General features: G+C 39.7%; 21 protein-coding genes and 1 other annotated feature. Of the genes, 18 read left to right on the top strand and 3 right to left on the bottom strand.

Going from position 1 to position 14,077, the window contains the following annotated elements:
• Positions 1 to 36: 36 nt before the first annotated feature.
• From fos to ihfA, 13 genes are all read left to right on the top strand, one after another.
• Entirely contained in the window at positions 37 to 450 is a 414-nt protein-coding gene (fos, locus tag PSE60_RS08280) for a fosfomycin resistance glutathione transferase (RefSeq protein WP_272665100.1), read from the top strand.
• A 103-nt stretch (positions 451 to 553) separates the two neighbouring features.
• Complete coding sequence (locus PSE60_RS08275; protein WP_210840155.1) at positions 554 to 952, top strand: hypothetical protein; 399 nt, start codon at positions 554 to 556, stop codon at positions 950 to 952.
• Between the two features lie 103 nt (positions 953 to 1,055).
• The gene (locus tag PSE60_RS08270; RefSeq protein ID WP_198641230.1) at positions 1,056 to 1,505 is read left to right on the top strand and encodes a methyltransferase family protein; all 450 of its coding nucleotides are present in this window, start codon (positions 1,056 to 1,058) and stop codon (positions 1,503 to 1,505) included.
• A gap of 177 nt (positions 1,506 to 1,682) precedes the next feature.
• A complete protein-coding gene (locus PSE60_RS08265; protein ID WP_272665099.1) occupies positions 1,683 to 2,171 on the top strand; it encodes a hypothetical protein in 489 nt (162 codons plus the stop codon).
• 256 nt (positions 2,172 to 2,427) lie between these two features.
• A complete protein-coding gene (thrS, locus tag PSE60_RS08260) occupies positions 2,428 to 4,356 on the top strand; it encodes a threonine--tRNA ligase (protein WP_115167385.1) in 1,929 nt (642 codons plus the stop codon).
• Positions 4,357 to 4,359: 3 nt separating this feature from the next.
• Complete coding sequence (infC, locus tag PSE60_RS08255) at positions 4,360 to 4,899, top strand: translation initiation factor IF-3 (RefSeq protein ID WP_071524538.1); 540 nt, start codon at positions 4,360 to 4,362, stop codon at positions 4,897 to 4,899.
• 421 nt (positions 4,900 to 5,320) lie between these two features.
• Complete coding sequence (infC, locus tag PSE60_RS08250) at positions 5,321 to 5,860, top strand: translation initiation factor IF-3 (protein ID WP_071524539.1); 540 nt, start codon at positions 5,321 to 5,323, stop codon at positions 5,858 to 5,860.
• A 95-nt stretch (positions 5,861 to 5,955) separates the two neighbouring features.
• On the top strand, positions 5,956 to 6,153 hold the full coding sequence (gene rpmI, locus PSE60_RS08245) for a 50S ribosomal protein L35 (protein WP_004263702.1): 198 nt from the start codon (positions 5,956 to 5,958) through the stop codon (positions 6,151 to 6,153).
• Positions 6,154 to 6,198: 45 nt separating this feature from the next.
• Positions 6,199 to 6,555, top strand: coding sequence for a 50S ribosomal protein L20 (rplT, locus tag PSE60_RS08240; protein ID WP_004263714.1), 357 nt, complete (start codon positions 6,199 to 6,201; stop codon positions 6,553 to 6,555).
• Between the two features lie 89 nt (positions 6,556 to 6,644).
• Positions 6,645 to 6,774, top strand: a sequence feature (Phe leader region).
• Positions 6,651 to 6,695 (top strand): pheST operon leader peptide PheM, encoded by a 45-nt coding sequence (pheM, locus tag PSE60_RS20620; protein WP_136134757.1) that lies wholly within the window; start codon positions 6,651 to 6,653, stop codon positions 6,693 to 6,695. (Overlaps the previous feature by 45 nt.)
• A 121-nt stretch (positions 6,775 to 6,895) precedes the next feature.
• Positions 6,896 to 7,879, top strand: coding sequence for a phenylalanine--tRNA ligase subunit alpha (pheS, locus tag PSE60_RS08235; RefSeq protein WP_210839245.1), 984 nt, complete (start codon positions 6,896 to 6,898; stop codon positions 7,877 to 7,879).
• Positions 7,880 to 7,893: 14 nt separating this feature from the next.
• Positions 7,894 to 10,281, top strand: a complete 2,388-nt coding sequence (gene pheT / locus PSE60_RS08230; RefSeq protein ID WP_272665098.1) for a phenylalanine--tRNA ligase subunit beta — start codon at positions 7,894 to 7,896, stop codon at positions 10,279 to 10,281.
• Between the two features lie 4 nt (positions 10,282 to 10,285).
• Positions 10,286 to 10,582, top strand: coding sequence for an integration host factor subunit alpha (gene ihfA / locus PSE60_RS08225; protein ID WP_004263721.1), 297 nt, complete (start codon positions 10,286 to 10,288; stop codon positions 10,580 to 10,582).
• A 103-nt stretch (positions 10,583 to 10,685) separates the two neighbouring features.
• On the opposite strand, the gene PSE60_RS08220 is transcribed toward ihfA, so the two are convergent.
• The 3 genes from PSE60_RS08220 to PSE60_RS08210 form a co-directional block, all read right to left on the bottom strand.
• Entirely contained in the window at positions 10,686 to 11,699 is a 1,014-nt protein-coding gene (locus tag PSE60_RS08220) for a phage integrase (RefSeq protein WP_272665097.1), read from the bottom strand.
• Positions 11,700 to 11,792: 93 nt separating this feature from the next.
• Positions 11,793 to 12,005, bottom strand: a complete 213-nt coding sequence (locus tag PSE60_RS08215; RefSeq protein WP_272665096.1) for a hypothetical protein — start codon at positions 12,003 to 12,005, stop codon at positions 11,793 to 11,795.
• On the bottom strand, positions 12,002 to 12,292 hold the full coding sequence (locus PSE60_RS08210) for a helix-turn-helix domain-containing protein (RefSeq protein ID WP_272665095.1): 291 nt from the start codon (positions 12,290 to 12,292) through the stop codon (positions 12,002 to 12,004). Before PSE60_RS08210 ends, PSE60_RS08215 begins: the two co-directional genes overlap by 4 nt.
• A gap of 94 nt (positions 12,293 to 12,386) precedes the next feature.
• On the opposite strand from PSE60_RS08210, the gene PSE60_RS08205 reads away from it, so the two are divergent.
• The 5 genes from PSE60_RS08205 (at position 12,387) to PSE60_RS08185 (ending at position 14,077) form a co-directional block, all read left to right on the top strand.
• Positions 12,387 to 12,737 carry a hypothetical protein gene (locus PSE60_RS08205; protein ID WP_272665094.1) on the top strand — a complete coding sequence of 117 codons (351 nt, stop codon included), beginning with the start codon at positions 12,387 to 12,389 and terminating at the stop codon, positions 12,735 to 12,737.
• 8 nt (positions 12,738 to 12,745) lie between these two features.
• Entirely contained in the window at positions 12,746 to 12,964 is a 219-nt protein-coding gene (locus tag PSE60_RS08200) for a hypothetical protein (protein WP_272656289.1), read from the top strand.
• Between the two features lie 138 nt (positions 12,965 to 13,102).
• The gene (locus tag PSE60_RS08195) at positions 13,103 to 13,534 is read left to right on the top strand and encodes a DUF5347 family protein (protein WP_272656290.1); all 432 of its coding nucleotides are present in this window, start codon (positions 13,103 to 13,105) and stop codon (positions 13,532 to 13,534) included.
• Positions 13,535 to 13,602: 68 nt separating this feature from the next.
• A complete protein-coding gene (locus tag PSE60_RS08190; protein ID WP_272665093.1) occupies positions 13,603 to 13,863 on the top strand; it encodes a DUF2732 family protein in 261 nt (86 codons plus the stop codon).
• Entirely contained in the window at positions 13,856 to 14,077 is a 222-nt protein-coding gene (locus tag PSE60_RS08185) for a TraR/DksA family transcriptional regulator (RefSeq protein WP_071548753.1), read from the top strand. Before PSE60_RS08190 ends, PSE60_RS08185 begins: the two co-directional genes overlap by 8 nt.

The following is a 14,077-nucleotide window of genomic DNA, read 5'->3' as shown; positions in this document are numbered from 1 at the left end:
AATTCAATGTAACAGACAACCAAAGAGTAAAAAAATATGTTAAACGGAATCAACCATTTAACTTTAGCTGTAACTGATTTAGATAAAAGTATTGGTTTTTATCAAGCACTACTGGGTATGAAGTTACATGCGAGTTGGAAAAATGGCGCCTATATTTCCTGTGGCGATTTATGGTTATGTTTATCATTAGATACAACTCGCCAATTTTCGTCCCCAGAAAAAACGGATTACACACACTATGCCTTTAACGTTGATACGAAAGACTTTCTTATCGTTGTTGATAGGCTAATGCAAGCGAATGTCATTGTCTGGAAAGAAAATAAAAGTGAAGGAGATTCTTTTTATTTTCTTGATCCTGACGGCCACAAATTAGAATTACATGTAGGCGGTTTATTACAACGCTTAAAGAGCTGCCAAGAAAAACCGTATGAAGAAATGAAATTTTATTAAAAAGAGTTATGGATTTCTTTACAAAGGATTTTTAGTTTTAAAAATAGCTTTACGCAGAGTTGTATATCCTATTTTCAGTTAATTTTGAGTAATAGGAAAAAGAATGAAAAAACTTATAGCGACATTAGCTGGAGCGTCTATGCTATTAGTTTTGGCAGCCGCCATGTTACTAATCGTTTTTCCTCAGCAGTGGAAGCAAAGTATTTATCCGAATATATCTCAAGTCTTACCGACATCACTCAGTGCTATTTTGCCGCAGAGTTTAGCCAGTAATGATATTTGTAATAGCTTAGAGGATAACCTGCAAAGTTTTGCTAACTATCTTAAAGTGAATCAGGATGTCGTTGATGTAAAAGGAATGAATAGTTTAGATGAACAACTGGCTAATATTCAAACCAGAATTGACTCTATGCCAAGTGATGTACGAAATTTAGTTTGCCAGCAGGAGTACAGTAAATTAGAAGGTTTAAAAAGTGTGTTTTCATTAGGTTCCAGTAACTAATCATTTTTGCCGTTAATATTACACCTCTATATACTCTTCCACTCAAATTTATATATTCATTTATGTTATGCTAATAACACCATGTTGGCTTACGGGTAATGTAATGAATATATTTAAATTGCCATTATTGAATTGGTTAGTTGCTAATGGAATCGCGGTTTATTTTCTTTCCAGACAAGGTCTTTTAGACTGGACGTTTTCCGGTTGGATGGGAATTTTAGGTATATTAGTTGCGCTGGAGAGTGTGAGTTGGGTCGCGACGAGTCTTTATTATTTTTATAAACATAAAACATCACCAAATCCTACAGTTAAGGCAACGCATTTAGTCACTAATGGGCCTTATCGATTTTCACGTAATCCGATGTATTTAGCTTTTACATCAATGAGCTTGGCTTTAGCTTTTTTCTCGCACTCTTCTTATTTTTTGGTCGCAGGGCTAGTATTTTGGCTGATTACTGATTTATATACGATCCCACAAGAAGAACGTTTTTTATCTGCATCATTTAAAAATGAGTGGGAAGATTATAGTAAGCAAACGCGACGTTGGTTATAGATTAGTGGAAATGAGACGCTTTATCATTTAATCTGTTTTGTATACTGAAAAATTTATGCAAAATATGTTAAGGATAATAATGAACTATCAGGTTGCGCCATTTTGGATATATTCGGGTAAACTCGCGTGTTTTATAGTGATTAGCGTATTTTTTGCTTTTTTTCGGTAAGTGGTTTTATGCTTTATTTATTTACCGTTGGGATTGTTTGGGCTGTCGTAGTCTCATTTAAAATTCATGGAATGAAAGAAAAAGGAATAATCTTAAAAAATAGCGATACTTCTGATTGGATGGTATATGTGAATGGTATTCCAGTCCAAGAAACAAGACAAACTCTGTCTAATCCCTGTTTTGCAACGATACAGCATGCGAAGTCATTCTTTAGTATTGCCTTTATTATTCGGGCATTAATTCAAATTATCTTTTGTGTCTATTTATTTTGGCAAATAGAGAAATTAGATAACATTTTTGTACTATTATTCGGGTTAATTGCCACGTCCTACATCATTTATTCATTATGGCAATCAATTCAATCGGTTATCATTCTTCAACAAAATAAGATAATCAGTGAAGAATTAATCGCACCTAGTGGATCCCGTTGGTATCGTGTGTTTTTCAAGCAAAAAGAGAAACTATTTCCTGCATTGGATAACTTATTCATCATTTAATCGGGAAGGTGTTGATTTTTCATATGAAGAAGAACAATTAGCGGTATTACGCTATCACCCTAAAATAGGTCTGTGTTATCATTAGTAGTTGAGTTACTCACGATGTAACGAAATAGGGCGTTTAAGTTGCCTGTATTTGTGTACATATCTTGCATAGTGAAGTGAGAAATCGTTAGTAACGTGTTGATTTATAACTTTGGAATAATCAAGCAAGTGATCTTTCGTGTGGGTCACCACTGCTGATAAGGATTTTTTAATGCCTGTTATTACTCTTCCTGATGGAAGTCAGCGTCAGTTTGACCATCCCGTTTCTGTGATGGATGTTGCTCGAGACATCGGAGCGGGTTTAGCTAAAGCCTGTATCGCGGGTCGAATTAATGGCGAACGCGTTGATGCATGTGAAATAATTGAACATGATGCAAACGTATCCATTATTACGAGCAAAGATGAAGACGGACTCGAAATTATTCGTCACTCTTGTGCTCACCTGTTAGGCCATGCAATCAAACAATTATGGCCAAACACTAAAATGGCGATTGGGCCGACTATCGATAATGGTTTTTACTATGATGTCGATTTAGACCACATGCTGACCCAGGAAGACTTGGAAAAGCTTGAAAAGCGCATGCTTGAGCTTGCCAAAACAGATTATGATGTGGTGAAAAAACGTGTTTCTTGGAGCGAAGCTCGTGAAACATTTGTGGCTAGAGGCGAAGACTATAAAGTTGAAATATTAGATCAAAATATTAGTCAAGATGACCACCCTGGTTTATATCATCACGAAGAATATGTTGATATGTGTCGCGGTCCACACGTACCGAATATGCGTTTTTGCCACCATTTTAAACTACAGAAAGTGGCTGGCGCATACTGGCGTGGTAACAGCGATAACAAAATGCTGCAACGTATTTACGGCACTGCATGGGCTGATAAAAAACAATTGGCAGCCTATTTATTACGTTTAGAAGAAGCAGCTAAACGTGACCACCGTAAAATTGGTAAACAGTTAGATTTATACCATATGCAAGAAGAAGCGCCGGGAATGGCATTCTGGCATAATGACGGTTGGACAATTTTCCGTGAACTGGAAACCTTCGTACGCACTAAACTGAAAGCTTATAATTATCAAGAAGTGAAAGGGCCATTTATGATGGACCGCGTATTATGGGAAAAAACAGGCCACTGGGATAACTATAAAGATGCCATGTTCACGACGTCATCTGAAAACCGTGAATATTGTGTAAAACCAATGAACTGCCCTGGTCACGTACAGATTTTTAACCAAGGTTTGAAATCATACCGTGACTTACCATTGCGTATGGCAGAATTTGGCAGCTGTCACCGTAATGAGCCATCAGGTGCATTGCACGGCTTAATGCGTGTGCGTGGCTTTACTCAGGATGATGCGCATATCTTCTGTACTGAAGAGCAAATCTTAAGTGAAGTCACTAGCTGTATTGAAATGATTTATGATGTTTACGCAACTTTCGGATTCGAAAAAATTGTTGTAAAACTATCAACCCGTCCTGAAAAACGTATCGGTACTGACGAGATGTGGGACAGAGCGGAAGAAGACTTAGCTAATGCCCTGAAATCAAAAGGTATTGAGTTTGAATACCAACCAGGTGAAGGCGCATTTTATGGCCCGAAAATCGAGTTTACACTGTATGACTGCCTTGACCGTGCATGGCAATGTGGTACTGTCCAGTTAGACTTCTTCTTACCGGGTCGTTTGACAGCTTCCTATGTAGGTGAAAACAACGAACGTATCGTTCCTGTTATGATCCACCGAGCAGTGTTAGGTTCACTAGAACGCTTCATTGGTATCTTAACAGAAGAGTATGCAGGCTTTTTCCCAACATGGTTAGCACCACAACAAGTGGTTGTAATGAACATTACTGATAGCCAAGCAGACTATGTTCAAGAATTAGTAAGCAAGCTGCAAAGTGTTGGCATTCGTGCGAAAGCGGACTTACGTAACGAGAAAATCGGCTTTAAGATCCGTGAGCACACACTGCGTCGCGTCCCTTACATGTTAGTATGTGGTGATAAAGAAGTTGAATCAGGTAAAGTCGCTGTTCGTACCCGTCGTGGTAAAGACTTAGGCAGCCTTGATGTCAACGAATTCATGACAAAACTGCTTGAAGAGATCCGCAGTCGTCAACTCAATCAGATGGAGGAATAAGGTATTAAAGGCGGAAAAAAACTCCCAACAGCGCGTCCAAATCGTATTAACGATGAAATTCGCGCAACAGAAATCCGTGTCACTGGTTTAGACGGTGAGCAACTTGGTGTTATGAGTGTGCGTGAAGCCCTCTTTAAAGCAGAAGAAGCTGGTGTTGACTTAGTCGAAATCAGCCCAAATGCTGAGCCACCAGTTTGTCGTATCATGGACTACGGTAAATATCTTTATGAGAAAAGCAAATCTCAAAAAGAACAAAAGAAAAAACAAAAAGTTGTTCAAGTGAAGGAAATTAAATTCCGTCCGGGAACAGACGAAGGCGACTACCAAGTTAAATTGCGTAGCCTAATTCGCTTTTTGGAAGATGGTGACAAAGCTAAAGTGACCCTGCGTTTTCGTGGTCGCGAAATGGCTCACCAACAGATTGGCTTGGAAGTGCTTAACCGCATCAAAACCGATCTGGATGAACTGGCATCTGTTGAATCATTCCCATCAAGGATTGAAGGACGCCAGATGATCATGGTATTGGCACCAAAGAAAAAATAATTAAGCCAGTATGGGTTATAGCAAGTAATTGCTAGAGTCTAGCAGCGCTCATTTTGGGCGCTGCTTCTCTGTTTTATCCGAGTTTTCTTTTTATTAATGATTAAAGTAACCTCATAGCAGTTAAGATACGGATGTATTTTACGTCTTGTTATTTGCTTCATTAATGGATAAAAATAATTATGTTAAAGCAATAATTGGCCTCAATAGCCAAGTTTTCAAACAGTTCAGTGTGATTTATTGCAAGATTTACTTGAGTAATCCGGCAAGAAGCATTAGAATCCGCGGTCGAATCACTTTGTCAGCGCATCGCGCATTGAAGACAAACACAGAATACCGTACACACGTCAGGTATTAACTATTGAGCGACGAGTGTATTTGCTTGAGAGAAGCAAATCTCTTTATCCAATTGGAGGAATGAAGTATTAAAGGCGGAAAAAGAATCCCAACAACACGTCCAAATCGTATTAATGATGAAATTCGTGTTCCAGAGGTCCGTTTAACAGGTTTAGACGGTGAACAGTTAGGCATTATGAGCGCACGCGAAGCGCTTGAAAAAGCTGAAGAAGCAGGTGTAGACCTAGTTGAAATCAGCCCAAATGCTGAACCGCCAGTTTGTCGTATTATGGATTACGGCAAATTCCTTTATGAGAAGAGCAAATCTCAAAAAGAGCAAAAAAAGAAACAAAAAGTTGTTCAGGTGAAGGAAATTAAATTCCGCCCTGGTACAGATGAAGGTGATTATCAGGTCAAACTACGCAACCTGACTCGCTTTCTGGAAGATGGTGATAAAGCTAAAGTTACACTGCGTTTCCGTGGTCGTGAAATGGCTCACCAGCAGATTGGTCTGGAAATGCTTAATCGCATCAAAGCTGATCTGGAAGAGCTGGCATCCGTGGAGTCTTTCCCTTCAAGAATTGAAGGGCGCCAGATGATCATGGTGCTGGCACCGAAGAAGAAATAATTAGGCCTGCAAGTAATATTCATTTATAGCAATATAGATGTTATTCGCCTAGTTAATTCGTAGTTAATCACAATGCGAAGTTGGAAATAAAAGAAATGCCAAAGATTAAAACTGTACGTGGCGCAGCAAAGCGCTTTAAAAAAACTGCAGGCGGTGGCTTTAAGCGTAAGCATGCAAACCTTCGTCATATCCTGACTAAAAAGTCAACTAAGCGTAAACGCCATTTACGTCCGAAAGGAATGGTATCTAAGGGCGATCTGGGTCTGGTAGTAGCCTGCCTGCCTTACGCATAAGTAAACAATTTAGTTAATTAAGATAAAAGACGATAGGAGATAGCTATGGCTCGCGCAAAACGTGGTGTAATCGCACGTGCACGTCACAAAAAAATTCTGAAGCAGGCGAAAGGTTACTATGGTGCACGTTCACGTGTTTACCGCGTAGCGTTTCAGGCGGTAATCAAAGCTGGTCAATACGCTTACCGTGACCGCCGTCAACGTAAACGTCAGTTCCGTCAACTGTGGATCGCACGTATCAACGCTGCGGCTCGTCAGAATGGCCTGTCTTACAGCCGTTTCATCAATGGCTTGAAAAAAGCTTCAATTGAAATCGACCGTAAGATTTTAGCAGACATCGCAGTTTTCGATAAAGCAGCATTCACTGCTTTAGTTGAAAAAGCGAAAGGCGCTTTAGCTTAATTGTTTGCTTGAAAAGAGGAGGGTAACTTCCTCTTTTCATTTATAGCTATTTGTGTTAGTACTTTAGATACAGTCAGTTATTGGGAATTTGTTATATGCATTCTGTAATTTTTCGTTTCTTTTTTTACTTTAGCACCTGAATATCGGGGGCTTTTGCGCGTAAATAGAAAGAAGAAATGAAAAGTTACGCTAAAGCCTCCTTAGGGAGGCTTTTTTGTTTCTAGTTTTAAATTAAGTACAGTAAAATCAGTTAAGTATTCATTCATTACCAAATAGAATGTGAAGCTTAATATATAGTGAATAACTAGCAAAAAGACCAAGTGGTCATAAAGGGGAAACAATGCCACATCTCGCTGAGTTGGTTGCACAGGCAAAAGCAGCCATTGAACAAGCCCAAGATGTTGCTACGTTGGAGTCAGTGCGTGTTGAATATTTAGGCAAGAGCGGCCATTTCACACTACAGATGAAAACGTTGCGTGATCTGCCTGCTGAAGAACGTCCAGCAGCAGGGGCTGTGATAAATGAAGCTAAAGTACAGGTTCAAGATGCACTGAACGCCCGTAAGGACGGGATGCAAGCTGAAATTCTTAATGCACGTCTAGTGTCAGAAAAAATTGATGTGTCATTACCAGGGCGTCGTATGGAAAATGGTGGGTTACACCCAGTAACCCGTACAATTCAGCGAATTGAAGAATTTTTTGGCGAATTGGGTTTCTCTGTTGAAACAGGTCCAGAAATCGAAGATGACTATCATAACTTTGATGCGCTAAATATACCTGCTCACCACCCCGCGCGTGCGGACCACGATACTTTTTGGTTCGATGCAAAACGCTTACTGCGTACGCAAACATCGGGTGTACAAATCCGTACAATGAATGGCCAACAACCACCGATTCGTATCATTGCCCCAGGTCGTGTATATCGTAATGACTACGACCAAACGCATACACCTATGTTCCATCAAACAGAAGGCTTGATTGTTGATAAAGATATCAGCTTTACCAATCTAAAAGGCACATTACATGATTTCTTGAATAACTTCTTTGAAGAAGAAGTCCAAGTACGTTTTCGCCCATCTTATTTCCCATTCACCGAACCTTCAGCAGAAGTTGACGTTATGGGTAAAAATGGTAAGTGGTTAGAAGTATTAGGTTGCGGAATGGTGCATCCAAATGTATTACGTAATGTAGGTATTGACCCAGAAGTCTATTCAGGCTTTGCATTTGGTATGGGAATGGAGCGCTTAACAATGTTGCGTTACGGTGTTTCTGACCTGCGTGCATTCTTCGAAAATGATCTTCGTTTCCTCAAACAGTTTAAATAAGGCGGGTCTATCTCATGAAATTCAGTGAACTATGGTTACGCGAATGGGTAAACCCGGCGATCAGTAGTGAAGCATTATCAGAACAAATCACGATGGCAGGTTTGGAAGTTGACGGTGTAGATGTGGTTGCTGGCCAATTTCACGGTGTTGTTGTCGGTGAAGTGGTTGAGTGTGGTCAACACCCAAATGCCGACAAACTGCGTGTCACAAAAGTTAACGTGGGTGGTGAGCGTTTACTAGATATCGTTTGTGGTGCACCAAACTGCCGTCAAGGCCTGAAAGTTGCCGTTGCAACTGTGGGTGCTCTATTACCTGGTGATTTTAAAATTAAAGCAGCAAAATTACGTGGTGAGCCTTCTGAAGGTATGCTGTGTTCTTATTCTGAGCTGGGTATTTCCGATGATCATAGCGGAATTATTGAATTGCCGCAGGATGCCACTATCGGTACCGATATTCGTGAATATCTAAAACTTGATGATAATGCGATTGAAATCAGCATTACACCTAACCGTGCAGATTGTTTAAGTATTCTTGGGGTTGCACGTGATGTCGCAGTTATTAATAAATTAGCGTTAAATGAACCAGTTATTAACGCAGTGTCTGTGACGACGAAAGACACATTCCCAATTCGAGTCGAAGCGCCAAATGCGTGCCCACGCTTTTTAGGGCGAGTGATCAAGAATATTGATGTTTCAGCTCCGACACCAATGTGGATGAAAGAAAAGCTACGTCGTGGTGGAGTCCGTTCTATTGACGCGGTTGTGGATATCACCAACTACGTTTTATTAGAATTGGGTCAACCTCAGCATGCCTACGATCTAGACCGTTTGGACGGTGCAATTGTTGCTCGTATGGCTAAAGAAGGGGAGAAACTGGTTCTTCTTGACGGTAGTGAAGCAACATTAAAATCAGACACTTTAGTGATTGCTGATGAATCTAAAGCACTCGGGATCGCGGGTATTTTTGGCGGTGAGCACTCAGGCGTTAACAACGAAACCAAAAATATTTTATTAGAGTGTGCATTTTTTGACCCGTTATCAATTACAGGCCGTGCGCGTAATTACGGTTTACATACCGATGCCTCTCACCGTTTTGAACGCGGTGTTGACCCACAATTACAGTTTAAAGCCATTGAACGTGCAACCTCACTGATCGTGGATATCTGCGGTGGTGAAGTGGGTGAAATCATTGATGTCACCAGTGAACAGCATTTACCGAAAGCAGCCAATATTAAGCTGACGCGCAATAAATTAGACCGTTTGATCGGCCACTTTATTGAAGATGAGTTAGTTACTGATATTTTGACGCGCTTAGGTTGCAAAGTCACTGTTTCTGCCAACACATGGGACGTGGTCGCACCGAGCTGGCGCTTCGATATGCAAATCGAAGAAGATTTAGTAGAAGAAGTTGCCCGGGTTTATGGTTATAACAGCATTCCAGATGTGCCACTGCGTGCCGACCTGATCATGACTAACCATAAAGAAGCTAACTTACCTTTAAAACGTATTAAAGCGATGTTAGTTGACCGTGGTTATCAAGAAGCAATTACGTATAGTTTTGTTGATCCTAAAGTTCAAGCTTTACTGCACCCACAACAAGACGCATTGATTTTACCTAACCCGATTTCTGTCGATATGTCAGCGATGCGTTTATCGCTGTTGACTGGTTTATTAGGAACGGTTGTCTATAATCAGAATCGTCAACAAAATAGAATTCGTTTATTTGAGACAGGTCTGCGCTTTATTCCTGATAATCAAGCAGAATATGGAATCCGTCAGGAACCAATGCTTGCCGGGGTGATTGCAGGTAATCGATTTGAAGAACATTGGTCATTAGATAAACAAGTTGTTGACTTCTTTGACTTAAAAGGTGATCTTGAAGCTGTTTTTGAATTGACTGGGAAACTAAATCAAATTACATTTAAATCTGAGGCACATCCTGCATTGCATCCAGGTCAAAGTGCTGGGATTTATCTGGAAAATGAACACATTGGCTTTATTGGTGTGGTCCACCCAGAATTAGAACGCAAACTCGATTTAAATGGTCGTACGGTGGTGTTTGAGGTTCGTAGTGATGCGATAGCACAACGTGTCATCCCTGAAGCTAAGGCGATTTCGCGCTATCCATCGAACCGCCGTGACATCGCTGTAGTCGTGCCAGAAGATGTGGCTGCTGCTGAAGTTTTAGCAGAGTGTAAAAAAGTTGGCATAAATCATATAGTTGGCATAAACTTATTTGATGTGTACTGTGGTGAAGGAATAGCAGATGGCTACAAGAGCCTTGCTATCAGTCTTGTCTTCCAAGATACCCAACGTACCATGGAAGAAGAAGAGATCACTGCTACCGTTGATCTGTGTATTGCTGCGTTAAAACAGCGATTCCAAGCCTCCTTGAGGGACTAAACCTATGGCGCTTACTAAAGCTGAAATGTCAGAAAATTTGTTTGAAAAACTGGGTGTTAGCAAACGTGATGCTAAAGACCTTGTCGAAACTTTCTTTGAAGAGGTTCGCCTTTCCTTAGAAAATGGTGAGCAAGTAAAATTATCTGGATTCGGTAACTTTGATTTACGTGATAAAAATCAACGTCCCGGACGTAACCCAAAAACTGGGGAAGATATTCCAATTACTGCCCGCCGTGTTGTTACTTTCCGCCCAGGCCAAAAATTAAAAAGCCGTGTAGAAAAAGCAACACCGAAAGAGTAATTATATCGTTTGATATAGAAAAAGACCGCCTAGGCGGTCATTGCCAGCCCCAGAACATCGGGGCTAGCAATATTTTTCAATAGCTTACGAATATTGCAATAAGCTAATTCGCATCATTACATCCCATATTGGTGGATGGAATGTGGATGCCTCCCCTTAAAGGGTTGCATGAAATGGCCTCATTTAAATAGTCAGGGGCAAAGTGTGCGTATGTCATAGTTTGCTGAATACTCGCATGACCCATGATTTTTTGAAGCGTGAGAATATTGCCACCGTTCATCATAAAGTGAGCTGCAAAAGAATGTCGTAAAACATGCACGGCTTGACCATGCGGCAAATCTGGTTTGACTTCTTTCAGTATTGATCTGTACGTGACGTAATCAACATCGAAAAGTAATCCAGAGTCTTTTACTTTTACAGTTCTCATAACATCATCAGAAATGGGAACAGTTCTGTGTCTACCATTTTTTGTTTTCATAAATGTAACTCGCCCATGTAATAAGTTTTCAGCCTTTAAACTCATGGCCTCTCCCCATCTTGCCCCCGTACTTAGGCATAAAATAGTTATGCGTAAGTAATCATCGGTCATGGCACTAAGTAAATTTTCAATATCACTTGTTGTCAGATAAGCCATTTCTGGCTTTTCTTCTTTCAACTTACCAAGAGATTTAATTGGATTATTTTTAGAACATTCACCAATTTCTGCTAATGAAGTAAAAATGCCCATTAGCAAATTAAACTCTCTATTGATGGTTGATGCTTTCACGCCACTTTGTAATCTATCAGAGCAGTATCTAGCTAATAACTTAGGTGTAATCTGGTATACAGAGGGGTTACCCATGTCCTTAGTTATTCTTGTTAAAATAGCCTTGTATTTTTTTGAATACTTTAGGTTGCGACCAATAAAATTCCACCAAATATCACATATATCATGTAATGATCTGTAGTCTCTTGATTCGCTGTTCCACTCGTCATTATTTGCCGTTAGCATGACGCTTCTTTCATAAGCTATTGCATCGGCTTTCTTTTTAAATATCCGCTGAACTCTCTTTCCTGATCTGCCCTGCGGTCTGATATCCACTTTGTAACGTCCACCTTCAAGCGCCTTAATAGTCATTGTTGCGCCCTCCGGTTAAACGAGGTAATTCTAGATTTTCATTAAAAACATAGTGTTGGTATATTTCCAACCAATTTTTGTACGTATAAACAACTAAATTATTAGAGTATGCCCACTGTGCGCGATAGCCGGTGAAATTTGACCAGCTTCAGGAAGTATCTTTCCGGTCGTAATCCATAAGCTATATTTCTCTAGTTTTCGGTGCTTCAAAATACGTTCAACAGAAAGCCAGTTGATACTTTGCGGTACCGCCATTTTAATCTTTTCTACATGTAGCATTTCGTTAAGCTTCTCATTTAAAGTCATGCTTGTTTTTCCTCGTCTGTTTCATAATTTTTCGGGTCATAAAGTGCAGGTGCTATTTGTCCTACTTCTGGTGCAATTTTTCCGGTGACAAACCAAAGTGCATATTTTTCAAATCTTGGATTGCTAATAATTGAAGTAATTACATCAGCATTAGGCACTGTTTTCCCGTTTTCATAACGCCATAAAGCATCCCTACTTAAACCGAGCATATGCGCGGTTTCGGGTAAACTTGTAAGCCGTTCACTTTCTCTCATGAGTTTTAATTTCTCAGATACACTTAGACGCATGTTGTAATTCTCCGACATATGTATTAATGTTGTCTTATTAAATGCCATAAGGGGTATTTTGTTAATGAAATACCCCAATAGGAGAGATTATCACATGAACGAGAAATTGTTAGAACTGTTGTTCAATATCCCAGACCCGATCACCGCTGATGAATTTTGCCGCCGAACTGGCAAGTCAGAAAGTAGTGTTAGAAAGTTAATGGATCGCCGTCGTTTACCTATCCGTACAGAGCGCCAAATTCACGGAGAGGGTTTCAGTGATATGCGTTTAATGATTATGTATAACGAGTATTTAGAAATGTGCTGGGAAGTTGCTCGTAAGCTTCCAGCAGCAGAGCGAATGGGCTGGAAAGATAGTTGGTTTAAGCGAGCTAAAAAGCTTATGGAAGATTTAGATGTCGTTCCAGACAATTTAAAATCTGTAGAGAATGCTTTAAAGGGCTAGGTGAAAACATGAGTGCTTGTATAGAGCAAATATCAACCCATAGCTTTAAATATCGTAACTTTCTAATCGTTAAGCTACCGGCTAAAACGATGAATCCCGTAACCCGCTATCATGTTCAACGAAATGATGATTCTTACGGGTTATTTGATTCTATGACTCAAGCAACTAAATATATTGATTGTTTATATGGTGAAAAAAATGCCCCAATTACATTTGCAACAGCATAAACATAAATTAACCGGTTCATCCGTTAATAAATTTAAAAGCAATAAAAAACGTCAATTATCTTTGATGGACAAAATATTATTAGTCGGTGGTATTTTATTTTTCTTGTACTTGTTCTCAGTTGCTATTAGATAAAAACAATGAGTAATTCAGCGGCTGTATTAGTGAAAACTAAACAGTTAATCCAGTTACTAGGTAACGTAAAGCAAGATGCAAGGCCGGCCGATATCATCGCGCACCAAGCAAATATCAAGCTTTATCAGAATCAAGGGGCAACCTTTGAAAATAGAGTAAATGGGTTAAACCAAGCCGCGAAGTTAAGAACATCTGTATTTCATTGTGATAAACAAAATCCAGATAATAGAGAGCTAGCCGGATTTATTGAGTACTTGAGATTAAGTGATGTACGGATGCTAAATATGATTTTTTATTTAGCGGAAATAAAAAGCAATCAACATCATTTAGGTTTCGATGAATTTAATAAAGAGGAACAACAAGCAATTATTTCAGCAATAAACCAAATTAAAGCACTCGCGGCGCTATTACCTAAACATATCGCCATGCCTATTTAAGGTAAAGAAACAAATAAATGACGTTAGCGCGTCAGGGATTCCTACATTCTAAATTTGAGGATTGGATAATGAAAAATAAAGAAATAAAACCAATATTAATCGGTGTTGATGCTGCAACTGGTGAACCTGATTATTCCGCTGTCGCTATCAGTATTAAAGCGATTCGCGAAGATGAACGTAAAACGATGCTGGATAAGTTTTCATCCAGCCTTGGAGCCATTGCCTGCAAGATTATCAACGAAAAATTGAACGATGAACAAATTCACCAGTTATTAGTTGGCGAATCTGAACATTACTCAAATATGGCCGCGGAGTTAGATCATGTCTAAAGAAATTGACCGCGCTAGCGAGAACGAAATGCTTATGCGTGAACAGCAAATAAAAACCATTACTAATCGCCTAGTCAGTGTTTCAGCTTTCGAATGTGAAGATTGTGGCAAACCGATTCCAGAAGAACGCCGCATCGCATCACAGGGCTGTATTCGTTGTATTGACTGCCAAACGATTTTTGAGCTTAAAAGTAAACATTATCGGAGCGTGTGA

The organism is Providencia sp. PROV174 (assembly GCF_028480685.1).
Taxonomy (GTDB): Bacteria; Pseudomonadota; Gammaproteobacteria; order Enterobacterales; family Enterobacteriaceae; genus Providencia; species Providencia rettgeri.
The sequence above is the reverse complement of the archived record's forward strand: the minus strand, read 5'-3'. Positions and strand labels throughout refer to the sequence as shown.